The sequence below is a fragment of the Bacteroides sp. AF39-11AC genome, assembly GCF_003474285.1.
Taxonomy (GTDB): Bacteria; Bacteroidota; Bacteroidia; order Bacteroidales; family Bacteroidaceae; genus Bacteroides.
In genome coordinates, this window is record NZ_QROH01000013.1 from 41,263 (window position 1) to 65,536 (window position 24,274).

The following is a 24,274-nucleotide window of genomic DNA, read 5'->3' on the forward strand; positions in this document are numbered from 1 at the left end:
GAGGGTTAGTTCACTTTACACTTCGCCAAGAAAGCCGATATGGTTGCTGCGTCGTTCCCTGTATAATAATGTACAGAGGTTACCGGAGTGTATGTATAAGGCACAAACTGGAACAGCTGAACGGCTGCAAATTTATTATCTTGAGAAAGTATAACATCCAAACGTACATTACCGCTTCCTTCACTCTTTACACCTTCTTCAATAGAAAGCTGGCCTTTTTCAATCATCTCTTTCAACTTACCCATGTGTTTCAAATCGAAGAACACACTGCGTTCCTTAGTAATACTTCCTGTCGGAATATATACCACTTCTTTAGATTTCCAGAACAAACGGAATATTCCTAAGAGGAAAAATGCCGTACCTAACACCATCAACAACATACTAAGCGTAGATGAGCGGTCAGTTACTTCAAAAGTTGATGCGAATATAAGGATACCTAACAGCAGCATTGCTACTGAAAAAATTAGTCCGGAGACACTTGTGCGTTTTGCGATATCGGGGTGTGTAGACGCAAAAATAGTTGCGTCAATTGCTTGAGTTGCCATAATTTAAATCGTTTAAAATGAATAAAAGTTTAACTGATAAAACATACCAATAATCACCTCGTACAGTCTATCACCACATGAGGCAAAAAATCTGAATTCATTCAAACATCTAAATGATAATTCGCCTGAGCGTAAATACATAATATTCACACGCAGGATGGCAACGATAAGAGGTGCTGGTATCAAACAACTTCGAACGATGCTGGGATAATGCACCGTCACGATGAGCCAGCCGCTCCATCATGTCTTTTAATGAAAGGATATATTCTGTTGTATACAAGCGCTGCGCACGTGAAAACGAGAGCAACTGAGTAGTTCCAGCAGAACTTGCAAGTTCTGCATCTGACAAGTATGGCAATTGCGGAGCCGGAATATAACTTCCTTGCCAAACATCATTTCGCTGTGCATTCCCTTCTTCTCCGAAACCAGTCTGAGCAGCAATAGTTATTTCATCTACCGTCTGTACGGTAAATGCATCACTCACACTTCCACAAAAGGCAGCTGCAAGGATCAGAAATAATATCACTTTTAGGAACTTTGCCATATCTATCTGCAAAGATAACAGTTTGTTTCATTTAATTGTTTAATAGTAGAACCTTTTAATGAATGTTTAGGAAAGATATATCTTCTTTCTTCCCAAAATATCCGAATGCAGAGTAACAAAAAAGCCGCCCCTTTCACAAGAGACGGCTTTTATATTGAAAAGAATAGTCGATTTATTCAGCTTTAGCTTCTTCTGCTTTTGCCTCTTCAACTGCCGGAGCTTCAGTAACTGGAGCTTCTACCGGAGTAGCAGCTTCAGTAGCAGCTTTCTTAGAACGGCGGGTACGAGTAGCTTTCTTAGCAACTTTTTCCTTAGCCATGTTTTCGTTGTAGTCAACGAGTTCAATAAAGCACATTTCAGCGTTGTCACCCAGACGGTGTCCTGTCTTGATGATACGAGTATAACCACCCGGACGGTCAGCAATCTTCACAGAGATTTCCTTGAACAGTTCCGTTACAACTTGCTTATCTTGCAGATTGCTGAATACAACACGACGAGAGTTAGTCGTATCATCCTTTGACTTCGTGATCAAAGGCTCAACAAACTTCTTCAGAGCTTTAGCCTTTGCAACGGTCGTAGTGATTCTTTTGTGCTTAATCAAAGAACATGCCATGTTAGATAACATCGCATTTCTGTGAGAAGCAGTACGACCTAAATGGTTGAATTTCTTATTATGTCTCATTTTTTATTCTTTATCTAATTTATATTTAGAAATATCGGTTCCAAACGAAAGATTCAGACTTTCCAGCAAATCATCAAGCTCGGTAAGCGATTTCTTTCCGAAGTTTCTGAATTTCAGCAAATCCGTCTTGTTGAATTGTACCAAATCGCCTAATGTTTCTACATCGGCAGCCTTCAAGCAGTTAAGGGCACGAACCGATAAGTCCATATCAACAAGTTTGGTTTTCAGCAATTGACGCATGTGCAATACTTCTTCATCAAATTCTTCATTACCATCCACATCATTGCTTTCCAATGTAATCTTCTCATCAGAGAAGAGCATGAAGTGATAAATCAGAATCTTTGCAGCTTCTTTCAGCGCTTCCTTCGGATGAATAGAACCGTCGGTAGTAATCTCAAGTACCAATTTGTCGTAGTCCGTCTTTTGTTCAACACGGAACGGTTCAATCTGATACTTCACATTACGTATCGGTGTATAAATGGAATCGATAGGAATTACGTTAACATCCGTGCAATATTCGCGGTTTTCATCAGCCGGAACATATCCACGACCTTTGTTAATCGTAATATCGATTTGCATAGTTGCTTTAGAATCTAAATGACAAATAACTAATTCAGGATTTAACACTTCAAATCCAGTCAAATACTTACCTATGTCACCTGCTTTAAATTCACTAGAATTTTCGATTGTAATACTTACTTTCTCACTTTCGAATTCTTCAACTACTTGCTTGAATCTCACCTGTTTCAGATTCAAGATAATGTTAGTAACATCCTCTTTAACTCCCGGTACGCTAGAGAACTCATGCTCAACACCATCTATTTTGATAGTAGTGATAGCAAAACCCTCTAATGACGAAAGCAGGATGCGGCGCAATGCATTACCTACGGTAATACCGAAACCGGGCTCCAACGGACGAAATTCGAATTTACCGAATCGAGAGTCCGCTTCCAACATTAATACTTTATCAGGTTTTTGAAATGCTAATATCGCCATGAAATTAATTATTTTATTTAGAATACAATTCTACGATCAAATGCTCTTTAATGTTTTCAGGAATGTCTGCTCTTTCAGGTACATGCAACAGTTTGCCAACCTTAGAGTTATCATCCCATTCCAACCAAGGATATTTGCTGTGGTTAAAGCCAGCCAATGAATTAGCAATTACTTCCAAAGATTTAGATCTTTCACGAACACCAATTACCTGACCCGGTTTTACTGCAAATGAAGGGATATTTACCACTTCACCATCCACAGTGATATGCTTGTGACCCACCAACTGACGAGCAGCTGCACGAGTAGGAGCAATACCTAAACGGAATACAATGTTATCAAGACGACCTTCGAGCAACTGAAGCAGAATTTCACCGGTAATACCCTTAGCTGTTTCTGCCTTTTCAAACAGGTTGCGGAATTGTTTTTCTAAAACTCCATAGGTGTATTTGGCTTTCTGTTTCTCACGAAGTTGAACACCATACTCAGAGGTTTTTCTTTTTCTGGAATTACCGTGTTGTCCGGGAGGATAGTTCTTCTTTGATAATACTTTATCTGCTCCGAAGATACCTTCACCGAATTTACGGGCTATTCTTGATTTTGGTCCAGTATATCTAGCCATTTCTTTTAAATTTTAATTGTTTTATTCATGAACTCAATTTGTTGCAGCCGCGATTACAGAGAGAAATTAATGTAATCCAAATAACAAAATCAAGATCATTTTTAATTAAAGGTAAATCTTAAACTCTACGTCTTTTCGGAGGACGACAACCATTATGTGGAAGCGGAGTTACGTCAATGATTTCAGTAACTTCAATACCTGCACCATGAATAGTTCTAATAGCAGACTCACGTCCGTTACCCGGACCTTTCACATATGCTTTTACCTTTCTCAGGCCAAGATCAAATGCAACCTTTGCACAATCCTGGGCAGCCATTTGCGCTGCATAAGGAGTGTTCTTTTTAGAACCTCTAAATCCCATTTTACCGGCAGATGACCAAGAAATGATCTGCCCTTCACTGTTTGCGAGAGAAACAATAATATTGTTGAAAGATGAATGAACATGCAACTGTCCATTAGCGTCAACTTTCACATTTCTCTTCTTTGCTGCAACTGTTTTTTTTGCCATATCAACAATTATTATTTAGTAGCTTTTTTCTTATTTGCAACGGTTTTCTTTCTACCCTTACGAGTACGAGCATTATTCTTAGTGCTCTGACCTCTCACAGGCAAACCGATACGATGACGTACACCACGGTAGCAACCGATATCCATCAAACGCTTGATGTTCAATTGTACTTCCGAGCGAAGATCACCTTCTACTTTAAATTCTGCACCAATGATCTCACGAATCTTGGCAGCTTGATCGTCCGTCCAGTCTTTCACCTTCAGGTCTTTATCTACACCAGCTTTATCCAAAATCTTTGCTGAACTACTACGACCTATTCCATAGATATAGGTCAACGCAACTTCACCTCTCTTATTTTGAGGCAAATCGACACCAACTATTCTTATAGCCATATACTAAATTATTTTTTTTGCAAAAATAATAATATTATCCTTGACGTTGTTTATACTTAGGATTTTTCTTGTTAATAACATACAAACGGCCATTGCGTCTAACGATCTTACATTCTGGCGTACGTTTCTTTAAAGATGCTCTTACTTTCATATCTTAATTTTATTTATATCTAAATACAATTCTTCCTTTCGATAAATCGTAAGGAGACATTTCGACTCTTACTTTATCACCCGGCAGGATTTTAATGTAGTGCATTCGCATCTTACCGGAAATATGTGCAGTAATCTCATGTCCGTTTTCTAATTCAACACGAAACATTGCATTAGACAATGCTTCAACAATAACTCCATCTTGTTCTATTGCAGATTGCTTAGCCATATTAATTTTTTAAATTGCTTTATCTCCTAATACTTCTTCTATGAACTCAAACGATGATAGGATATCAGCTTTACCAGCTCCAACAGCCACTGTATGCTCAAAATGAGCTGCATACTTCCGATCCTTTGTTCTCACCGTCCAACCATCACGCTCCATTACTATCTGACGACTACCTTGCGTAATCATCGGTTCTATAGCAATACAAAGACCTTTCTTCAGCATAGTTCCATAACCACGTTTTCCATAATTAGGAACCTGAGGGTCTTCATGCATTTCCTTGCCAATGCCATGACCAACAAACTCACGCACTACACCGAATGAATTGGACTCACAATGTTCTTGTATTGCATATCCGATATCACCCAACCGTTTTCCTTGAACGGCATTTTCTATTCCAATGTATAATGCCTCTTTAGTAACTTTCAGTAATTTGCGAACTTCCTCATCTACTTCTCCTACACAAAATGTATAGGCAGAATCACCACAAAATCCATTCATATAAGTACCACAGTCAACCGACACAATATCACCTTCTTTCAGTACTATATCTCCAGGAATACCATGCACTACCTGTTCATTTACCGATGTACATAGCGAAGCGGGAAATGGATCACCATATTGATTTGGAAAACCTTTAAAAGTAGGAACAGCACCATGATCTCTGATAAACTCTTCTGCCACTTTATCCAGCTCCCTTGTAGTAACTCCAGGCTTTACTAGCTTTGCAACTTCAGCCAATGTCCTCCCGACAAGCAAATTACTCTCACGGAGCAGCTCTATTTCATCTTCCGTTTTAAGAAATATCATCTTTATAAAAGATTAATATGCAGCTACGTTACTACGTCCTTTAATACGCCCTGACTTCAACAAACCGTCATAGTGTCTCATCAACAAGTGACTTTCAATCTGCTGGAGTGTATCAAGAACTACACCTACAAGAATCAACAGAGATGTACCGCCAAAGAATTGAGCAAATTCAGCTTTCACACCAAAAATACCAGCAAATGCAGGCATAATAGCTACTAAAGCCAAGAAGAAAGAACCGGGCAATGTAATACGAGACATTATGTCATCGATATATTCTGCAGTCTTCTTTCCTGGTTTAATACCTGGAATGAAACCATTATTTCTCTTCATATCCTCGGCCATCTGAGTCGGGTTAATCGTAATTGCAGTATAGAAATACGTAAACAGTATAATCATTATTGCAAATACGAAATTATACCAGAAGCTTGTATGATCAGTAAATGCACGCACAAAACCGCTCACGTGATCTACATTTGAAAAACCAATAAAGGTAATAGGAATAAACATGATTGCTTGAGCAAAAATGATAGGCATTACACCTGCAGCATTTACCTTCAACGGAATATACTGTCTGGCACCACCATATTGCTTGTTACCAACAATTCTTTTAGCATATTGTACAGGAATTTTTCTTGTACCTTGTACTAACAAGATTGCAGCAGCAATCACCAGTAATAAGAATACGATTTCAATTAAAAACATAATCAAACCACCTGTCTTATCAGTCATACGGGAAATCAATTCCTGAAATAAAGACTGAGGTAAACGAGCGATAATACCAATCAAGATGATAAATGAAATACCATTACCAATACCCTTATCAGTGATTCTCTCACCAAGCCACAAAATAAACATACTACCAGCTGCCAAGATAATGGTAGAGGTAATCATGAACAGAGTCCAATCTAATGAAGCATTTAAGGAAGGACCGGCCTGCATTTTAAGATTGAGCAAATAAGAAGGAGCCTGAACTAATAAAATAATAATCGTCAAATAACGAGTATACTGGTTCATTTTTCTTCTACCACTCTCACCTTCACGTTGAAGTTTCTGGAAATACGGAACCGCAATCCCCAACAACTGAATAACGATTGAAGCAGAGATATAAGGCATAATTCCTAATGCAAAAATAGATGCATTAGAGAATGCTCCTCCCGAAAACATATTTAATAAGGCTAAGAGGCCCTCGCTTGTTTGTTGATGCAATTGTGTCAGCATAGCCGGGTTAATACCGGGCAGCACAACGTACGAACCGAAACGGTAGATTGCCACAAACAATATGGTAATGAGGATCCGTTGTCTCAGATCCTCAATTTTCCATATATTCTTTAATGTTTCAATAGCTTTTCTCATTGAATTAGAGTTTTACTACACTTCCACCAGCAGCTTCAATGGCAGCAACAGCAGTCTTAGAGAATGCATGAGCTTGCACATCCAACTTTGTAGTCAAAGTTCCATTACCTAATACTTTTACCAACTGATTTGAAGAAATAAAGCCAGCAGCGATAAAATCATTAACACCAACCGTCTCCAACTTTTTAGCTTCAGCAAGTTTCTGAATTGTATCCAAGTTGATAGCTTTATACTCTACACGATTAATGTTCTTAAAACCGAATTTAGGAACACGACGTTGGAGAGGCATCTGACCACCTTCAAAACCTATTTTCTTAGAATAACCAGATCTTGATTTAGCTCCCTTATGACCTCTGGTAGAAGTACCTCCCAAGCCAGAACCCGGACCACGTCCAATTCTCTTTCTTGTTTTAGTAGATCCTTCAGCAGGTTTTAAATTACTTAAGTTCATATTGTAATTCGTTTTATATTCAACAAATAATTACTTAACAATGGTAACCAAGTGTTTAACCTTATCCACCATTCCAAGAATTGAAGGAGTACACTCGTGTTCAACCACACGATTCAACTTACGAAGTCCCAGTGCATCGAGAGTTCTTTTTTGATCAGCCGGAGCACCAATTCTACTTTTAATTTGTTTAACCTTTATAGTCGACATATTTCCTCCTTATCCTCTAAATACTTTTTCAATACTAATACCTCTGTTTTGAGCAACCATACGTGCGTCACGCATTTCACCCAACGCCAAGATAGTAGCTTTCACCAAGTTGTGCGGGTTAGAAGATCCTTTTGACTTAGCCAAAACGTCCGTAATACCAACACTTTCAAGCACTGCACGCATTGCACCACCTGCAACTACACCTGTACCATGAGAAGCAGGTTTGATGAACACTTCTGCACCACCAAACTTAGCGGTCTGTTCGTGAGGAACAGTACCCTTCAGAACAGGCACCTTTGTCAGATTCTTCTTAGCAGATTCAACACCTTTAGCAATAGCTGCGGTTACTTCACCTGCTTTACCAAGACCCCAACCGATGATACCTTCTTCATTACCTACAACCACAATTGCAGAGAAACTAAAAGTTCTACCACCTTTGGTTACTTTGGTTACACGATTAATAGCAACCAAACGGTCTTTCAGTTCTATATCGTTTGTAATCTTAACTCTATTATTAATTGCCATAATGATTAAAATTTAAGTCCACCGTTACGAGCAGCATCAGCCACTTCTTTTACTCTCCCATGATACAAGTAACCATTACGGTCGAAAACAACAGTAGTAATACCTGCTTCCTGAGCTTTCTTAGCGATCAACTCTCCAACCTTTGCAGCTTGTTCTTTCTTTGGTAACTTTTCAGTCATACCTAAAGAAGATGCAGCAGCCAAAGTCTTACCTCCCAAATCGTCGATAAGCTGAACATAGATCTGCTTATTACTTCTAAATACACTCATACGCGGACGTTCAGCAGTACCTGAAATTTTATTGCGTACTCTATATTTGATCTTAATTCGTCTTTCTATTTTTGTTGTCATAACATTCTAATTTTATGTAAATTACTTAGCGCCGGCAGATTTACCAGACTTTCTACGAATTTCTTCACCAACAAACTTAATACCTTTACCTTTATACGGTTCGGGCTTACGGAAAGAACGTATCTTAGAGCAAACTTGACCCAGCAATTGTTTATCGCAAGACTCTAAAATAATAAGTGGATTCTTATTTCTTTCAGATTTTGTCTCTACTTTAACTTCAGGAGGCAACTGTATAAAGATATTGTGCGTATAACCCAAGGATAATTCAATAATATTACCTTGGTTAGAAGCACGGTAACCTACACCTACAAGCTCCAATTCTTTTTTATATCCTTCAGATACACCAACTACCATGTTATGTACCAAAGAACGGTACAAGCCATGGAATGCATGTTTTTGCTTGGGATTATCTAACATTGCATTTTCATTCTCGCTCAAAGTCAGATGACCATCTTCGATGGCAACATTGATAGCAGGATCTACATATTGGCTAAGTTCGCCTTTGGGGCCTTTCACGGTAACCACATTTTCTTTCAGAGTAACTGTTACTCCAGCGGGAATACTAATGGGTAATTTTCCTATTCTTGACATTGCTAATTCCTCCTATTAATATACATAACACAAAACTTCACCACCGATTTTCAGTTCAGCAGCTTCTTTGTTGGTCATTACACCTTTGGAAGTAGATATTATAGCAATACCCAAACCATTAATAACTCGCGGCATGTCCTTATAACCGGTATACTGACGCAAACCCGGAGAAGAAATTCTTTCCAGTTTCTTTATTGCGTTTACTTTGTTAACCGGATCATACTTCAAGGCTACCTTAATTGTACCTTGAGGACCATCTTCTACAAACTTATAATTAAGAATGTAGCCTTTCTCAAAAAGAATCTTAGTGATTTCTTTTTTCAAATTTGAAGCGGGAACTTCTACAACTCTGTGCTTTGCTTGAATAGCGTTCCGCAACCTCGTCAAATAATCTGCTATTGGATCAGTCATATAATAAAAAATTAAATTAATCAGGCCTACCCTGACAATATTTAAAACAAAAATTACCAGCTTGCTTTCTTAATACCGGGAATAAGACCGTTAGAAGCCATCTCACGGAATTGAATTCTGGAGATACCGAATTGACGGATATATCCTTTAGGACGACCAGTCAATTTGCAACGGTTATGCATACGAATCGGATTAGAATTTTTAGGCAGCTCCTGTAATTTCTGTGCAGCTTCAAAAGCTTCGGCAGGATCACCTGTTCTAACGATTTGTTTCAATGCAGCTCTCTTCTCGGCATATTTGGCTACTAATTTAGCACGTCTTACTTCACGTGCTTTCATTGATTCCTTTGCCATATTATCAATCTTTTTTAGCGTTTTTAAACGGTAAACCGAATTCTTTCAACAAGGCATAACCTTCTTCATCTGTTTGTGCAGAGGTTACAAAGGTAATATTCATTCCGAGAATTCTGGTAATACTATCGATATTAATTTCAGGGAAAATGATTTGTTCCTGAATACCAAGAGTATAGTTACCCTTTCCATCAAACTTACTTTCAATACCCTTAAAGTCACGGATACGAGGAAGAGCTACACGAACCAACTTTTCAAGAAATTCGTACATTCTCTCACGACGCAAAGTTACCATAACGCCAATAGGCATTTTTTTACGCAACTTAAAGTTAGCGATATCTTTACGAGAAATGGTTGCTACAGCTTTCTGACCTGTGATAGCAGTCATTTCATTAATTGCCACTTCGATAATCTTCTTATCAGCAACAGCCATACCCAAACCCTGATTGATAACAATCTTCTTAAGTACGGGTACCTGCATTGCAGAAGAATACTGGAACTGTGATTTTAATGCAGGCGCAATACGCTCTACATATTCTTTCTTAAGGCTTGCAGTATTACTCATTACTTAATCTCCTCTCCTGATTTTTTAGAAACACGTGCAATAGTCTTCTTACCATTTTCATCAATAGTTACTTTACGACTGATACGCGTGGCTTTACCCGTTTTAGGATCTACGGGATTCAAGTTAGACAAATGGATAGAAGCTTCCTGCTTCACAATACCACCCTGAGGGTTCTTTGCATTAGGCTTAGTGCTCTTGGACACCATGTTGATACCTTCAACAATAGCACGATTTTTATCAACAAGAACCTTCAACACACGACCAGTTTTGCCTTTGTCTTCACCAGCATTTACGTAAACTGTATCGCCTTTTTTAATATGTAATTTACTCATTACTTAAATCTTTTACAAAATTAAAGTACTTCAGGAGCGAGTGACACAACTTTCATGTTAGTAGCACGAAGTTCACGAGCTACCGGACCGAAAATACGACTACCTCTAATCTCGCCTGCGTTGTTCAACAACACACAAGCATTATCATCAAAACGTATATAAGAACCATCGGGACGACGGATTTCTTTCTTAGTACGTACGATCAAAGCTTTAGACACTGCACCTTTTTTAATATCACTTGAAGGGATGACGCTCTTTACTGAAACAACAATCACGTCCCCCACTGAAGCATAACGACGACCCGTACCGCCCAAAACGCGAATACAGAGAGCTTCTTTTGCTCCACTGTTATCACATACTGTAATTCTGGATTCTACTTGTATCATAATTACTTAGCTCTTTCAATTATTTCTACCAATCTCCATCTTTTAGTCTTGCTCAAAGGACGAGTCTCCATAATAAGTACAGTATCACCGATATTGCACTCATTTTTTTCATCATGAGCATGGTACTTCTTAGTCTTGCTAACGAACTTACCATATATGGGGTGTTTCTCTTTAAACTTAGCTGCTACTGTAATGGTTTTATCCATCTTATTGCTCAGCACAACCCCAGTTCTTTCTTTTCTTAAATTTCTTGCTTCCATCAAGCTCATCATTTATTGTTAAGTTCTCTTTGGCGTAATTCTGTTTTCATACGCGCAATAGTCCTGCGTAATTGTTTGATCTGAGCAGGATTATCCAAAGGAGAAATAGAATGATTTAAAACCATTTGATTATAGTTTGTCACTTCTGCCTCTACTCTTTCTACCAGATCATTGGTAGGTATTTCTTTAATTTCTGCTATTTTCATATCCATTACGCATTTTGATTTTGAATATCATAATCACGTCTTACAACAAATTTAGTTGTAATAGGAAGCTTCTGTGCAGCTAAGCGCAAAGCTTCTTTTGCGATTTCATAAGATACTCCTTCAGCTTCGATAATAATTCTTCCCGGAGTAACAGGGGCAACAAAACCCTCTGGAGCACCCTTACCTTTACCCATACGTACATCTGCAGGTTTTCTGGTTATAGGTTTATCCGGGAAAATACGAATCCAAATTTGTCCTTGACGTTGCATATATCTTGTCACTGCAATACGAGCAGCTTCGATCTGACGGCCTGTAATCCATTTTGTTTCCAAAGCCTTAATTCCAAAAGAACCGAAAGCCAACTGATTACCTCTCTGGGCAATACCTTTTTGACGGCCTTTTTGTTGTCTTCTGAATTTTGTCTTTTTCGGTTGTAACATAATTCCTAAAAATTCAAATTCGTTTAGCGATTATTTTTCTTTCTTTTGAAGTTCTTTCCGCCATTGTTTCCGCTATTGCTTCCACGACCGCTTTCTTTGCTTTGCGTAAAGTTCGGAGCTAATTCTCTCTTACCAAAAACTTCACCTCTACAGATCCAAACTTTAATACCGAGAAGACCAACCTTCGTCAATGCTTCTGCATGACAGTAGTCGATATCTGCTCTGAAAGTGTGCAACGGAGTTCTTCCTTCCTTATACATTTCAGAACGGGCCATTTCAGCGCCATTCAAACGTCCTGAAATCTGAATTTTGATACCTTCAGCACCCATACGCATAGTGTTAGCGATAGCCATTTTAATGGCACGGCGATAGGCAATCTTTCCCTCTACCTGACGGGCGATGTTATTAGCAACAATAACAGCATCCAACTCAGGTCTTTTCACTTCGAAGATATTGATCTGAATATCCTTATCGGTAACCTTCTTCAACTCTTCTTTCAACTTATCAACTTCCTGGCCACCTTTACCGATAATAATACCCGGACGTGCAGTACAAACGGTAATAGTCACGAGTTTCAGTGTACGTTCAATTACGATTCTTGATACACTAGCTTTTGCAAGTCTAGCGTTCAAATATTTACGAATCTTGCTATCTTCCAGCAGAGAATCGCCGTAATTATTTCCACCATACCAATTGGAATCCCATCCTCTGATAATTCCTAAACGGTTGCTTATTGGATTAACTTTTTGTCCCATTTACCTTAATTTTGATCTTCGTTATTACTTTTAGAACCAACGAACAACGTTACGTGATTTGAACGCTTACGAATTCTGTAACCTCTACCCTGCGGAGCCGGTCTCATTCTCTTGAGTGTAGCACCACCATCAACAAAAATCTTTGTTACGAATAACTCGCCACTTTCAGCTTTACGTTCGTTTTTCTGCTCCCAGTTAGCAATTGCAGAGCGCAGTAATTTCTCAACTCTGGCAGCTGCTTCTTTTGAAGAAAACTTCAAAACGCCAAGTGCTCTGTTCACTTCCATCCCGCGAATCATGTCAGCCACGAGACGCATTTTGCGAGGGGAAGTAGGAACATTCTGCAACTTTGCAAAATACATGGTCTTAAGGGCTTCTTTTCTTTTTTCAGCCGATATTTTTTTTCTTGCTCCCATTATATTTATACTTTATTATTTCAGATAAATCCTGTTATTTTTTCTTGTTACCAGCGTGTCCTCTGAAAGTACGAGTTGGAGCAAATTCGCCCAACTTGTGACCTACCATATTTTCGGTAACGTATACAGGAATAAATTTATTTCCGTTATGAACTGCAACTGTATGGCCTACGAAATCAGGCGAAATCATTGAAGCTCTGGCCCAAGTCTTAACAACAACTTTCTTGCCTGATTCATTCATAGCAAGAACTTTCTTCTCAAGCTTAACGTTAATATACGGACCTTTTTTTAATGAACGACTCATAGTTTACTCAATTAATCAGATTACTTCTTTCTTCTCTCAATAATATACTTAGACGATTGTTTCTTCGGAGCTCTTGTCTTAAGTCCCTTAGCATACAATCCCTTACGAGATCTTGGGTGTCCTCCTGAAGCACGTCCTTCACCACCACCCATCGGGTGATCAACCGGGTTCATTACAACACCACGGTTACGCGGGCGACGGCCCATCCAACGAGAGCGTCCAGCTTTACCTGAACTTTCCAATCCATGATCTGAGTTACCAACACTACCGATAGTAGCTTTACAAGTGCTAAGTATTTGTCTAACTTCACCTGAAGGTAATTTGATAACACAATATTTACCTTCTCTTGAAGTCAACTGAGCAAAATTACCAGCTGAACGAACCAAAGCTGCACCTTGACCCGGACGTAATTCAATGTTATGAATTACAGTACCAACCGGAATATTCTGAAGAGGAAGTGCATTACCGATTTCCGGAGCAGCACTCTCACCTGACATTAAAGTCGCACCTACTTGCAATCCATTGGGAGCAATTATATATCTTTTTTCTCCATCTGCATAAAACAACAAAGCGATACGAGCCGAACGATTCGGATCATATTCAATTGTTTTAACCACTGCAGGTACACCGTCCTTATTTCTCTTGAAATCTACAATTCTAATAATCTTCTTATGACCACCACCAATGTAGCGCATAGTCATCTTACCTTCGCTGTTACGACCACCTGAAGATTTCTTGCCAAAAACAAGAGATTTTTCTGGTACCCGCGCAGTAATTTCCTCAAAGGTACCAATAATTTTATGTCTTTGCCCCGGTGTTGTGGGCTTAAATTTACGTACTGCCATTTCTTTTAAATATTGCTATAAAAATCAATAGTATCTCCTTCTTTCAACGTAACGATTGCTTTTTTATATGCATTCGTACGACCATTGATGATACCTGCTTTTGTATAACGGCTTTTGTTTTTACCGGCATACTTAACTGTATTTACATCAACTACCGTAACGTTATATAAGGCTTCAACTTCACTCTTAATTTCCAATTTGTTAGCATCAGGACGTACAATAAAGCCGAAACGATTGTTCGCCTTATCTGTAATTGCTGTCATTTTCTCTGTTACTAACGGTTTAATAATAATTCCCATTATTTAAGCCTCCTTTTTACATTAAGATATTGCCAATAGCCGAAAGAGCGCTTTCAGTAAACACAACAACCCCAGCATTCAATACTCTGTAAGTATTTAATCCTGAGATAGTCTGTACATTTGCACTTTCCACGTTACGAGCCGACAAATATACATTTTTATTTGCTTCTGGTAAAATCACAAGCAGCTTTTTGTCAGAAACTTTAAGGTTTTTTGTCATTGCAACAAAATCTTTCGTTTTCGGAGCTTCGAAATTGAAGTCTTCAACAACAACAACCGCATTGTTCTGTGCTTTATATGCTAAAGCTGACTTACGAGCTAATGTCTTTACTTTTTTATTCAACTTGAAGTAGTAATCTCTCGGTTTAGGACCGAAAACACGAGCACCACCGACAAGTACCGGTGAGTTCATGTCACCACGACGTGCACCACCGCCGCCTTTTTGACGACCGATCTTACGAGTAGAACCACTAATCTCGCTTCTTTCTTTTGATTTATGTGTACCCTGACGCTGATTAGCCATAAATTGCTTTACATCCAAATAGATAGCGTGGTCGTTGGGCTCAATTCCGAAGATAGATTCGTTTAACGTAATCTTTCTCCCAGTGTCTTCACCTTTAATGTTATATACGTTAACTTCCATTATTTCTCAATTATTACGATTGAACCTTTGCAACCGGGAACAGACCCCTTAATCAAAAGAAGGTTGTGATCCGGAAGAACCTTTAATACCTGTAAGTTTTGAACAGTCACTCTGTCGCCGCCAAGTTGACCACCCATGCGCATTCCTTTGAATACTTTTGCAGGGTATGAACAAGCACCGATAGAACCCGGCTTACGAGCACGATTGTGCTGACCGTGAGTAGTCTGACCTACACCACCAAAGCCATGTCTTTTAACTACACCTTGAAAACCCTTACCTTTAGAAGTTCCGATAACATCAACGAAAGTTGCGTCATTAAACAGTTCTACAGTAACAGTATCACCCAGATTTAACTCTGTTTCAAATTCTTTGAACTCAGCCAAGTGTTTCTTGGGAGTTACTCCAGCTTTCTTAAAGTGACCCATCAACGGTTTAGTTGTATGCTTCTCCTTTTTATCCTGGAAGCCCAACTGAACAGCTGCATAGCCATCTTTTTCGACACTCTTAACTTGAGTAACAACACAAGGACCTGCTTCGATAACAGTGCATGGTACATTCTTACCCTCGGCACTGAAAACGGATGTCATTCCGATTTTTTTTCCTAATAATCCTGGCATTTCACTTAAAATTTTAATACTAAACTTTGATTTCTACTTCCACACCACTCGGTAACTCCAACTTCATCAGAGCGTCTACAGTCTTAGCAGTTGAGCTATAAATGTCGATCAGTCTCTTATAAGAAGAGAGTTCAAACTGTTCACGTGACTTCTTGTTTACGAAAGTCGAACGGTTCACGGTAAAGATACGCTTGTGCGTAGGGAGAGGAATCGGACCGCTAACGATGGCGCCCGTTGCCTTCACCGTTCTTACAATCTTCTCAGCTGACTTGTCAACCAAGTTGTGGTCGTAAGATTTCAATTTAATTCTAATTTTTTGACTCATTAGTTTGATTAATTATTAAAGTTATAATAAGATAAAATTCCGTAGGCTAAGAGTCATTCGCTAGCCTACGGATTCTAAGTATTTTAGAGTAAATCAGCACGTCCCTTTACTTCTTCCAATACTGCCTTAGCAATAGAGTTAGAAAGCTGAGCATGATGAGAATATACCATTGATGAAGTAGCACGACCAGAAGTGATAGTACGCAGTGCTGTTACATATCCAAACATTTCCGCCAATGGAACCATAGCTTTCACAATGCGAGCACCTGAACGGCTAGACTCCATACCCTCTACCTGACCGCGACGCTTATTCAAGTCACCAATTACATCACCCATGTTTTCTTCCGGAGTTACAACTTCCAGTTTCATGATAGGCTCCATAAGTACAGGACCTGCCTTAGCACAAGCACTCTTATATGCCTGAATAGCACAGATTTCGAATGACAACTGGTCAGAGTCAACCGGGTGGAAAGAACCATCAAGCAATGTCACTTTCAGTGAATCCAAAGGATAACCAGCTAATACACCATTCTTCATTGCGGTTGTGAATCCCTTTTGTACAGATGGGATAAATTCCTTAGGAATATTACCACCTTTTACTTCGTCAACAAACTGCAAACCTCCCTGTACAAAGTCTTCGTCAGCCGGACCAATATTTACTATGATATCAGCAAATTTACCACGTCCACCAGACTGTTTCTTATAAACTTCGCGCAAGTTAACTGTCTTCGTAATAGCTTCCTTGTAATTAACCTGAGGTTTACCTTGGTTACATTCTACCTTAAACTCACGTTTCAGACGGTCAATAATAATATCCAAGTGAAGCTCACCCATACCAGAAATAACCGTCTGACCAGTTTGCTCGTCAGTTTTCACAGTAAACGTCGGATCTTCTTCAGCCAATTTAGCCAAGCCGTTAGACAGCTTGTCCATATCCTTCTGAGTCTTTGGTTCTACTGCAATACCAATAACCGGTTCCGGGAAATCCATAGATTCCAATACAATCGGTGCATCTTCATCACACAAGGTATCACCAGTATGAATATCTTTGAAACCAACACCTGCACCAATATCACCAGCACCGATCACTTCAACCGGATTCTGCTTATTTGAGTGCATCTGGAACAAACGAGATACACGTTCTTTCTTACCAGAACGAGAGTTGTAAATATAAGAACCAGCTTCTATTTTACCCGAATAAACACGGAAGAAAGTTAAACGACCTACATAAGGGTCAGTTGCAATCTTAAATGCCAAAGCAGAAGTTTTTTCGTCATCACTAGGCTTACGATCTTCCTCAGCTCCTGTTTCAGGATTTGTACCAACCACGTTTTCCGTATCCAATGGAGACGGCAAGAATGCACAAACATAGTCAAGCAAAGTCTGTACGCCCTTATTCTTGAATGAAGAACCACACAACATCGGAACGACTGCCATCTGCACTGTAGCATTGCGAAGAGCTCTCAACACTTCTTCTTCTGTAATAGTAGAAGGATCATCGAAATATTTCTCCATCAAAGCATCATCAAACTCCGCTACCTTTTCAAGCATTTTATCTCTCCACTCGTTAGCTTCATCTACCAGATTAGCTGGGATTTCTTCCACAGTATAGTCAGCGCCCATTGTTTCATCATGCCAATAGATAGCTTTCATCTTAATAAGATCCACCAGACCTTTAAAAGATTCCTCAGCACCAATAGGAATAACTATCGGACACGGATTAGCTCCCAAAACAGCCTTCATCTGGCGCACAACCTCAAAGAAGTCAGCACCTGAACGGTCCATTTTATTCACATAAGCAATACGTGGCACATTATATTTATCAGCCTGGCGCCATACAGTCTCAGACTGCGGTTCAACTCCACCTACTGCACAGTATGCAGCAACAGCACCATCCAAGATACGCAAAGAACGCTCTACTTCAGCAGTGAAGTCAACGTGTCCCGGAGTATCAATCAAGTTGATTTTATAAGTATCACCTGCATATTTCCAACGAGTTGTAGTAGCAGCAGAAGTGATAGTAATACCACGTTCTTGCTCCTGCGCCATCCAGTCCATTGTAGCAGCACCATCATGTACTTCTCCAATTTTGTGAGTCAAACCCGTATAAAACAGGATACGTTCAGAGGTAGTTGTTTTTCCGGCATCGATGTGAGCCATGATACCAATATTACGCGTCAAATGTAAATCTTGCTTAGCCATTTTTTAATTCCTTTTACTTTAAGTTTTTAATCTATCGGTTATTCTTATAGTATTAGAATCTAAAATGAGCAAATGCACGGTTAGCTTCAGCCATTCTATGCATATCTTCTTTACGTTTGTAAGCACCACCTTGTTCATTATACGCATCCATGATCTCAGCAGCTAACTTATCAGCCATTGATTTACCACCACGCTTGCGAGCAAAAATAATAAGGTTCTTCATTGATACTGATTCCTTACGATCCGGACGTATTTCAGTCGGAACCTGAAATGTAGCACCACCTACACGACGAGATTTAACCTCAACTTGCGGAGTTACATTATCCAAAGCCTTTTTCCAAATTTCAAGGGCAGACTTTTCTTCGTTAGGAAGTTTTGCTTTTACTGTTTCCAAAGCGGCGTAGAAGATTTCATAAGAGGTATTCTTCTTTCCGTCATACATCAGATGGTTTACGAATTTTGAAACCTTTTGATCATTAAACACGGGATCCGGCAGGATAACGCGTTTTTTGGGTTTTGCTTTTCTCATTTGTTTGAAAGAATAATGTTTTTCGTTCTTGGCTGTCTACTTCTTGACTTCTTCAACTCTCCCTCTGGAGAATTTACTCAACCTTTAGCATTTCCAATAAACTAAAACGTAAGTTATTACTTTTAATTTAACTGTTTACAGTGTAGGGCTATCTATTATTTTTTCTTAGCCGGTGCAGCTTGCTGTCCTGGTTTCGGACGCTTAGTTCCGTATTTAGAACGTCTTTGAGTACGACCTGCAACACCCGCAGTATCCAATGTACCACGAACAATGTGATAACGTACACCCGGAAGGTCTTTAACACGACCACCACGTACTAATACAATAGAGTGTTCCTGCAAGTTGTGTCCTTCTCCCGGAATGTAAGAGTTCACCTCTTTACCATTGGTCAAACGTACACGTGCAACTTTACGCATTGCAGAATTCGGTTTTTTCGGAGTGGTTGTATACACTCTCACGCAAACGCCACGTCTTTGAGGACATGAATCAAGAGCCGGTGACTTACTTTTCTCCACCAACACCTCGCGTCCTTTTCTTACTAATTGCTGAATTGTAGGCATTTTAATTGTTTTTAATTATATATTATTGTTATATTAATTTCGTAGCTATACACTTTTGGGCTGCAAAAATACGAATAATATTTGAATAATCAATGCACTACAAGTTTTTTTTTAATTTTAAGCTTCCCCTTTGACATTCGTCATAGGAGGAATTGGCTGTTCATCCAACAACCTGATAGGACCAAATGTACGCTCATATTTACCGATATTTTCTTCTAAAGCACGCAATAGTCTCTTAGCATGTTCCGGTGCCAACACAATACGGGATTTTACACCAGCTTTAGGCATTCCCGGCATCACCCGTACAAAATCAACAATAAACTCAGAGCTGGAGTGTGTAATCACAGCTAAATTAGCATATATCCCCTGCGCAATATCTTCTTTCAGTTCAATTTGTAATTGATTATTCATTTCCTGATTTTCCATTTTCGCTTTACGTTTAGAATTTAAATATTCAAAGGTAAGAATAATATTTTATTCCAAAAACAAAAGAGGAGACATCCTTTAAAAGACATCTCCTCTTTCCTATTTAATAATCAATTGACTGTATTTACTATATCTTATTCTTCAACATCCATTGAGTTATAATCAAGAACCGTTTTCTTATTTGCAAGGATACGGTCATATTCCTCTTTGGAGCCAACAATTATCTTTTCATATTCACGCTGACCAGTACCGGCAGGTATCAAGTGACCGCAGATAACGTTCTCTTTCATACCTTCCAACTTATCAATCTTACCATTGATAGCAGCTTCGTTCAAAACCTTTGTAGTTTCCTGGAATGAAGCAGCTGACATGAAGCTTGAAGTTTGCAGAGCAGCACGAGTTATACCCTGAAGAATCTGAGTAGAAGTTGCAGGAACAGCATCACGTACTTCAACAGGTTTCAAGTCACGGCGCTTCAGCATACTGTTTTCATCACGTAATTTGCGAGCAGTAACAATCTGTCCCGGCTGCAAATTCTGAGAATCACCAGCATCAACAACAACCTTCTTACCCCAGATACGATCATTTTCTTCCATGAATTCCAACTTATCCACTACCTGTTGTTCCAGGAAGCGGGTATCGCCCGGTTCATCAATTTCAACTTTACGCATCATCTGGCGAACTATAATTTCAAAGTGCTTATCATTAATTTTCACACCCTGCAGACGATATACATCCTGTACTTCATTTACAATATATTCCTGTACAGCCGTAGGACCTTTAATAGCCAAAATATCAGCAGGAGTTGTAGCACCGTCAGACAATGGAGTTCCAGCGCGTACATAGTCATTTTCTTGCACCAGAATCTGTTTTGACAACGGTACCAGATACTTCTTAACTTCACCAGTCTTAGAAGTTACGACTATTTCACGATTACCACGTTTAACCTTACCCATTGTAACCTCACCATCGATTTCAGAAACAACAGCAGGATTAGATGGATTACGAGCCTCAAACAACTCTGTTACACGTGGAAGACCACCCGTGATATCACCAGCCTTACCAACTGCACGAGGTATTTTCACGATAACTTCACCGGCTTTTACCTTTTGCTTGTTTTCGACTACAACGTGACCACCCACAGGGAGATTATATGTACGAATCAAGTCACCGTCTTCTGTCATAATGTGAGCTGTCGGAACTTTCGTCTTATCCTTAGACTCAATGATGATAATTTCGCGCAAACCGGTAGATTCATCAGATTCCACCTTATAGGTGACATTCTCGATAACACCTTCAAACTCAATCCTACCTGTAGCTTCCGTTATAATAACAGCGTTGAACGGATCCCAACGGGCAATCATCTTACCTTTTTCTACGACCTCACCATCAGCTGCATAAAGAGTAGAACCATAAGGTACATTATGAGTAGAAAGAACAATACCAGTATTCACATCCACAAAGCGTACTTCAGCCAAACGACCTACTACCACCTTTGCCGGTTCACCAGCTTCATCTACAACATCTACAGTACGAAGTTCTTCAAATTCCAAACGTGCCGGATTCTTAGCTGTGATACTTGCATTGGCTGCAATATTAGCAGCCGTACCACCAGCGTGGAAAGTACGCAACGTCAACTGTGTACCCGGCTCACCGATAGACTGTGCAGCAATTACACCAACAGCCTCACCTCTCTGAACCATCTGGCTCGTTGCAAGATTACGTCCATAACATTTTGCACAAACCCCCTTCTTCGATTCACAGGTCAATACAGAACGTATTTCAACACTCTCAATCGGAGAATCCTGAATCTTCTTAGCAACTTCTTCGGTTATTTCTTCACCACCTGCAACTAGCAATTCACCTGTTGTAGGATGAACAATATCATGTACAGATACACGGCCAAGGATACGCTCATACAGTGTAGCAATGATTTCATCATTATTCTTCAAGTCTGTACAAACCAACCCACGGAGTGTACCGCAGTCTTCTTCATTAATAATCACATCATGAGATACGTCAACCAGACGACGAGTCAAATATCCGGCATCAGCCGTTTTCAACGCCGTATCCGCCAAACCTTTACGGGCACCGTGGGTAGAGATAAAGTACTCCAGCACCGAAAGACCTTCCTTAAAGTTTGAAAGAATCGGGTTTTCAATAATCTGACCACCCTCTGCACCTGCCTTCTGCGGTTTTGCCATCAAACCACGCATACCGGACAACTGACGAATCTGTTCTTTAGAACCACGGGCACCGGAATCCAACATCATATATACAGCATTGAATCCTTGGTCATCACTCGAAATGGTCTTCATCAATATATTAGACAACTCTGAATTAACATGTGTCCAAATATCGATCACCTGGTTGTAACGTTCATTATTGGTAATGAAACCCATGTTATAGTTGTTGATAACCTGCTCAACTTCATCATATCCTTTCTGTACCAATGCCTCTTTTTGTTCCGGAATGATAATATCACCCAAGTTGAATGACAAACCACCCTTAAAGGCCATTTGATAACCTAAATTCTTGATACCATCGAGGAAGTCGGCAGCTTTAGCCACACCACATACCTTAATTACATCACTAATAATATCACGAAGTGATTTCTTAGAAATAATGGTATTGATATAACCAGCTTCAGGGGGAACAATTTCGTTAACAATTACACGACCTACAGAAGTGTCATGCATCATTACGTCAACAACGTTTCCATTCTCGTCCACATCCTTCACAACAACGCTGATCGGAGCATGAATATCAACTTTACCCTCATTGTAAGCAATCAAAGCTTCTTCCGGACCATAGAATATCAAGCCTTCGCCTTTTGCACCCTTACGTAATTTAGTAATGTAGTACAAACCAAGCACCATATCCTGAGAAGGTACAGTAATAGGAGCACCATTCGCCGGGTTCAAAATATTATGAGATTGAAGCATCAACATCTGAGCCTCCAGAACAGCTTCATTGCTCAACGGCAAGTGAACAGCCATCTGGTCACCGTCAAAGTCGGCATTGAAAGCTGTACATGCCAATGGGTGCAACTGAATAGCTTTTCCCTCAATCATCTTAGGCTGGAACGCCTGAATACCCAAACGGTGCAACGTCGGTGCACGGTTCAACAGTACCGGATGACCTTTCATTACATGTTCCAGAATATCCCAGATAACAGCTTCCTTACGATCTACAATCTTCTTGGCACTCTTCACGGTCTTCACAATACCACGTTCAATCAACTTACGTATAATGAACGGTTTGTACAGTTCAGCTGCCATCAATTTAGGAATACCGCATTCACCCATTCTTAATTCCGGCCCTACAACGATTACCGAACGTGCAGAGTAGTCAACACGTTTACCCAACAAGTTCTGACGGAAACGACCTTGCTTACCTTTCAAACTATCAGAAAGAGATTTCAAAGGACGGTTAGCATCCGTTTTTACTGCACTGGATTTACGTGAGTTATCGAACAAAGAATCAACAGCTTCCTGCAACATACGTTTTTCATTACGCAAAATTACTTCAGGAGCTTTGATCTCAATGAGTCTCTTCAGACGATTATTACGAATAATTACACGACGATAAAGGTCATTCAAGTCAGAAGTAGCGAAACGACCACCATCCAACGGAACCAACGGACGAAGTTCGGGTGGGATAACCGGTACAATACGTACGATCATCCATTCCGGCTTATTACGTCCACGAGATGCACGGAATGATTCAACAACCTGAAGACGCTTCAAAGCCTCATTTTTACGTTGTTGAGAAGCGTCATTACCAGCACGGTGACGCAATTCATAAGACAATGCATCCAAATCCAGACGGGCCAGCAAGTCATAAATGGCTTCAGCACCCATCTTAGCTATGAATTTATTAGGATCTGAATCTTCCAGGAATTGATTGTCTTTCGGCAACTTCTCCATCAAATCCAGATATTCTTCTTCCGAGAGCAAATCATATTCAGCAATCTCACCTGACATCACACCAGCCTGGATTACCACATAACGCTCATAATAAATAATAGAATCAAGTTTCTTTGTAGGCAAACCCAACAAATAACCAATCTTATTAGGAAGCGAACGGAAATACCAGATATGAGCTACCGGCACAACCAACTGGATGTGTCCCATACGCTCACGACGTACTTTTTTCTCTGTCACTTCCACACCACAACGGTCGCAGACAATACCTTTGTAACGGATACGTTTGTACTTACCGCAATGGCATTCATAATCTTTGATAGGACCAAAAATGCGCTCACAGAACAAACCGTCACGTTCAGGCTTATACGTACGATAGTTGATAGTTTCAGGCTTTAAAACTTCACCACTCGAATTCTCAAGGATTTCTTCCGGAGAAGCCAAACCAATAGAGATCTTCGAGAAATTACTCTTTATCTTGTTATCTTTTCTAAAAGCCATACTTTATTATATATAATTGAAAATTGAC

The 24,274-nt window shown here is 39.6% G+C and carries 37 protein-coding genes; all 37 read right to left on the reverse strand.

Annotated features, from left to right (window positions below; all coding sequences use genetic code 11):
- Positions 1-5: 5 nt before the first annotated feature.
- Entirely contained in the window at positions 6-545 is a 540-nt protein-coding gene (locus DW036_RS23080; RefSeq protein WP_007212094.1) for a hypothetical protein, read from the reverse strand.
- A 109-nt stretch (positions 546-654) separates the two neighbouring features.
- Complete coding sequence (locus DW036_RS23085) at positions 655-1,089, reverse strand: hypothetical protein (RefSeq protein WP_118466387.1); 435 nt, start codon at positions 1,087-1,089, stop codon at positions 655-657.
- Positions 1,090-1,261: 172 nt separating this feature from the next.
- A complete protein-coding gene (gene rplQ / locus DW036_RS23090; RefSeq protein WP_118466388.1) occupies positions 1,262-1,771 on the reverse strand; it encodes a 50S ribosomal protein L17 in 510 nt (169 codons plus the stop codon).
- A gap of 3 nt (positions 1,772-1,774) precedes the next feature.
- Positions 1,775-2,767, reverse strand: a complete 993-nt coding sequence (locus DW036_RS23095) for a DNA-directed RNA polymerase subunit alpha (protein ID WP_007212090.1) — start codon at positions 2,765-2,767, stop codon at positions 1,775-1,777.
- Positions 2,768-2,780: 13 nt separating this feature from the next.
- Positions 2,781-3,386 (reverse strand): 30S ribosomal protein S4, encoded by a 606-nt coding sequence (gene rpsD, locus DW036_RS23100; RefSeq protein WP_007212089.1) that lies wholly within the window; start codon positions 3,384-3,386, stop codon positions 2,781-2,783.
- Between the two features lie 118 nt (positions 3,387-3,504).
- A complete protein-coding gene (gene rpsK, locus DW036_RS23105) occupies positions 3,505-3,894 on the reverse strand; it encodes a 30S ribosomal protein S11 (RefSeq protein WP_005675443.1) in 390 nt (129 codons plus the stop codon).
- Positions 3,895-3,905: 11 nt separating this feature from the next.
- Positions 3,906-4,286, reverse strand: coding sequence for a 30S ribosomal protein S13 (rpsM, locus tag DW036_RS23110; RefSeq protein ID WP_007212087.1), 381 nt, complete (start codon positions 4,284-4,286; stop codon positions 3,906-3,908).
- 34 nt (positions 4,287-4,320) lie between these two features.
- Positions 4,321-4,437 (reverse strand): type B 50S ribosomal protein L36, encoded by a 117-nt coding sequence (gene ykgO / locus DW036_RS23115; RefSeq protein WP_002558051.1) that lies wholly within the window; start codon positions 4,435-4,437, stop codon positions 4,321-4,323.
- Positions 4,438-4,446: 9 nt separating this feature from the next.
- Complete coding sequence (gene infA / locus DW036_RS23120) at positions 4,447-4,665, reverse strand: translation initiation factor IF-1 (protein WP_002558052.1); 219 nt, start codon at positions 4,663-4,665, stop codon at positions 4,447-4,449.
- Positions 4,666-4,674: 9 nt separating this feature from the next.
- On the reverse strand, positions 4,675-5,472 hold the full coding sequence (gene map / locus DW036_RS23125) for a type I methionyl aminopeptidase (RefSeq protein ID WP_118466389.1): 798 nt from the start codon (positions 5,470-5,472) through the stop codon (positions 4,675-4,677).
- A 12-nt stretch (positions 5,473-5,484) separates the two neighbouring features.
- Positions 5,485-6,825 (reverse strand): preprotein translocase subunit SecY, encoded by a 1,341-nt coding sequence (secY, locus tag DW036_RS23130; protein ID WP_118466390.1) that lies wholly within the window; start codon positions 6,823-6,825, stop codon positions 5,485-5,487.
- 4 nt (positions 6,826-6,829) lie between these two features.
- Complete coding sequence (gene rplO, locus DW036_RS23135; RefSeq protein WP_118466391.1) at positions 6,830-7,276, reverse strand: 50S ribosomal protein L15; 447 nt, start codon at positions 7,274-7,276, stop codon at positions 6,830-6,832.
- Between the two features lie 30 nt (positions 7,277-7,306).
- The gene (gene rpmD, locus DW036_RS23140; protein WP_007662165.1) at positions 7,307-7,483 is read right to left on the reverse strand and encodes a 50S ribosomal protein L30; all 177 of its coding nucleotides are present in this window, start codon (positions 7,481-7,483) and stop codon (positions 7,307-7,309) included.
- Between the two features lie 9 nt (positions 7,484-7,492).
- Positions 7,493-8,008, reverse strand: coding sequence for a 30S ribosomal protein S5 (gene rpsE, locus DW036_RS23145; RefSeq protein ID WP_007662163.1), 516 nt, complete (start codon positions 8,006-8,008; stop codon positions 7,493-7,495).
- Positions 8,009-8,013: 5 nt separating this feature from the next.
- On the reverse strand, positions 8,014-8,358 hold the full coding sequence (gene rplR, locus DW036_RS23150) for a 50S ribosomal protein L18 (protein WP_007662161.1): 345 nt from the start codon (positions 8,356-8,358) through the stop codon (positions 8,014-8,016).
- A 21-nt stretch (positions 8,359-8,379) separates the two neighbouring features.
- Positions 8,380-8,949 carry a 50S ribosomal protein L6 gene (gene rplF / locus DW036_RS23155; protein WP_007662159.1) on the reverse strand — a complete coding sequence of 190 codons (570 nt, stop codon included), beginning with the start codon at positions 8,947-8,949 and terminating at the stop codon, positions 8,380-8,382.
- Positions 8,950-8,964: 15 nt separating this feature from the next.
- The gene (gene rpsH / locus DW036_RS23160) at positions 8,965-9,360 is read right to left on the reverse strand and encodes a 30S ribosomal protein S8 (RefSeq protein WP_004291226.1); all 396 of its coding nucleotides are present in this window, start codon (positions 9,358-9,360) and stop codon (positions 8,965-8,967) included.
- A gap of 53 nt (positions 9,361-9,413) precedes the next feature.
- Entirely contained in the window at positions 9,414-9,713 is a 300-nt protein-coding gene (gene rpsN / locus DW036_RS23165; RefSeq protein WP_007212079.1) for a 30S ribosomal protein S14, read from the reverse strand.
- Between the two features lie 4 nt (positions 9,714-9,717).
- The gene (rplE, locus tag DW036_RS23170; RefSeq protein ID WP_007662155.1) at positions 9,718-10,275 is read right to left on the reverse strand and encodes a 50S ribosomal protein L5; all 558 of its coding nucleotides are present in this window, start codon (positions 10,273-10,275) and stop codon (positions 9,718-9,720) included.
- Entirely contained in the window at positions 10,275-10,607 is a 333-nt protein-coding gene (gene rplX, locus DW036_RS23175; protein ID WP_007662153.1) for a 50S ribosomal protein L24, read from the reverse strand. Before rplX ends, rplE begins: the two co-directional genes overlap by 1 nt.
- A gap of 20 nt (positions 10,608-10,627) precedes the next feature.
- A complete protein-coding gene (gene rplN / locus DW036_RS23180) occupies positions 10,628-10,993 on the reverse strand; it encodes a 50S ribosomal protein L14 (protein ID WP_007212076.1) in 366 nt (121 codons plus the stop codon).
- A 2-nt stretch (positions 10,994-10,995) separates the two neighbouring features.
- Positions 10,996-11,265, reverse strand: coding sequence for a 30S ribosomal protein S17 (gene rpsQ, locus DW036_RS23185; protein ID WP_007662150.1), 270 nt, complete (start codon positions 11,263-11,265; stop codon positions 10,996-10,998).
- Positions 11,262-11,459 carry a 50S ribosomal protein L29 gene (gene rpmC, locus DW036_RS23190; RefSeq protein WP_007212074.1) on the reverse strand — a complete coding sequence of 66 codons (198 nt, stop codon included), beginning with the start codon at positions 11,457-11,459 and terminating at the stop codon, positions 11,262-11,264. Before rpmC ends, rpsQ begins: the two co-directional genes overlap by 4 nt.
- A gap of 5 nt (positions 11,460-11,464) precedes the next feature.
- Positions 11,465-11,899: a 50S ribosomal protein L16 gene (gene rplP / locus DW036_RS23195; RefSeq protein WP_007212073.1), complete on the reverse strand. Its 435-nt coding sequence runs from the start codon at positions 11,897-11,899 to the stop codon at positions 11,465-11,467.
- A gap of 23 nt (positions 11,900-11,922) precedes the next feature.
- Positions 11,923-12,654: a 30S ribosomal protein S3 gene (gene rpsC / locus DW036_RS23200; RefSeq protein ID WP_007212072.1), complete on the reverse strand. Its 732-nt coding sequence runs from the start codon at positions 12,652-12,654 to the stop codon at positions 11,923-11,925.
- A gap of 5 nt (positions 12,655-12,659) precedes the next feature.
- Positions 12,660-13,070 (reverse strand): 50S ribosomal protein L22, encoded by a 411-nt coding sequence (gene rplV / locus DW036_RS23205; RefSeq protein ID WP_004291236.1) that lies wholly within the window; start codon positions 13,068-13,070, stop codon positions 12,660-12,662.
- Between the two features lie 34 nt (positions 13,071-13,104).
- Positions 13,105-13,374, reverse strand: a complete 270-nt coding sequence (gene rpsS / locus DW036_RS23210) for a 30S ribosomal protein S19 (RefSeq protein ID WP_002558070.1) — start codon at positions 13,372-13,374, stop codon at positions 13,105-13,107.
- 20 nt (positions 13,375-13,394) lie between these two features.
- Positions 13,395-14,219, reverse strand: a complete 825-nt coding sequence (gene rplB, locus DW036_RS23215; RefSeq protein WP_007662143.1) for a 50S ribosomal protein L2 — start codon at positions 14,217-14,219, stop codon at positions 13,395-13,397.
- A gap of 5 nt (positions 14,220-14,224) precedes the next feature.
- Complete coding sequence (gene rplW, locus DW036_RS23220; RefSeq protein WP_007662142.1) at positions 14,225-14,518, reverse strand: 50S ribosomal protein L23; 294 nt, start codon at positions 14,516-14,518, stop codon at positions 14,225-14,227.
- Between the two features lie 16 nt (positions 14,519-14,534).
- Positions 14,535-15,161, reverse strand: a complete 627-nt coding sequence (gene rplD / locus DW036_RS23225) for a 50S ribosomal protein L4 (protein ID WP_118223679.1) — start codon at positions 15,159-15,161, stop codon at positions 14,535-14,537.
- Complete coding sequence (gene rplC / locus DW036_RS23230) at positions 15,161-15,778, reverse strand: 50S ribosomal protein L3 (protein WP_007662140.1); 618 nt, start codon at positions 15,776-15,778, stop codon at positions 15,161-15,163. The genes rplD and rplC overlap by 1 nt, the downstream gene beginning before the upstream one ends.
- A 19-nt stretch (positions 15,779-15,797) precedes the next feature.
- Entirely contained in the window at positions 15,798-16,103 is a 306-nt protein-coding gene (gene rpsJ, locus DW036_RS23235) for a 30S ribosomal protein S10 (protein WP_002558075.1), read from the reverse strand.
- Positions 16,104-16,186: 83 nt separating this feature from the next.
- Positions 16,187-18,304, reverse strand: a complete 2,118-nt coding sequence (gene fusA / locus DW036_RS23240) for an elongation factor G (RefSeq protein WP_118466392.1) — start codon at positions 18,302-18,304, stop codon at positions 16,187-16,189.
- Positions 18,305-18,356: 52 nt separating this feature from the next.
- A complete protein-coding gene (gene rpsG / locus DW036_RS23245) occupies positions 18,357-18,833 on the reverse strand; it encodes a 30S ribosomal protein S7 (protein ID WP_007662138.1) in 477 nt (158 codons plus the stop codon).
- A 155-nt stretch (positions 18,834-18,988) separates the two neighbouring features.
- Entirely contained in the window at positions 18,989-19,393 is a 405-nt protein-coding gene (rpsL, locus tag DW036_RS23250) for a 30S ribosomal protein S12 (protein WP_118223681.1), read from the reverse strand.
- Between the two features lie 117 nt (positions 19,394-19,510).
- Positions 19,511-19,819 carry a DUF3467 domain-containing protein gene (locus DW036_RS23255; protein WP_118223682.1) on the reverse strand — a complete coding sequence of 103 codons (309 nt, stop codon included), beginning with the start codon at positions 19,817-19,819 and terminating at the stop codon, positions 19,511-19,513.
- 134 nt (positions 19,820-19,953) lie between these two features.
- Positions 19,954-24,246, reverse strand: coding sequence for a DNA-directed RNA polymerase subunit beta' (gene rpoC, locus DW036_RS23260; protein WP_007662133.1), 4,293 nt, complete (start codon positions 24,244-24,246; stop codon positions 19,954-19,956).
- Between the last annotated feature and the right edge of the window lie 28 nt (positions 24,247-24,274).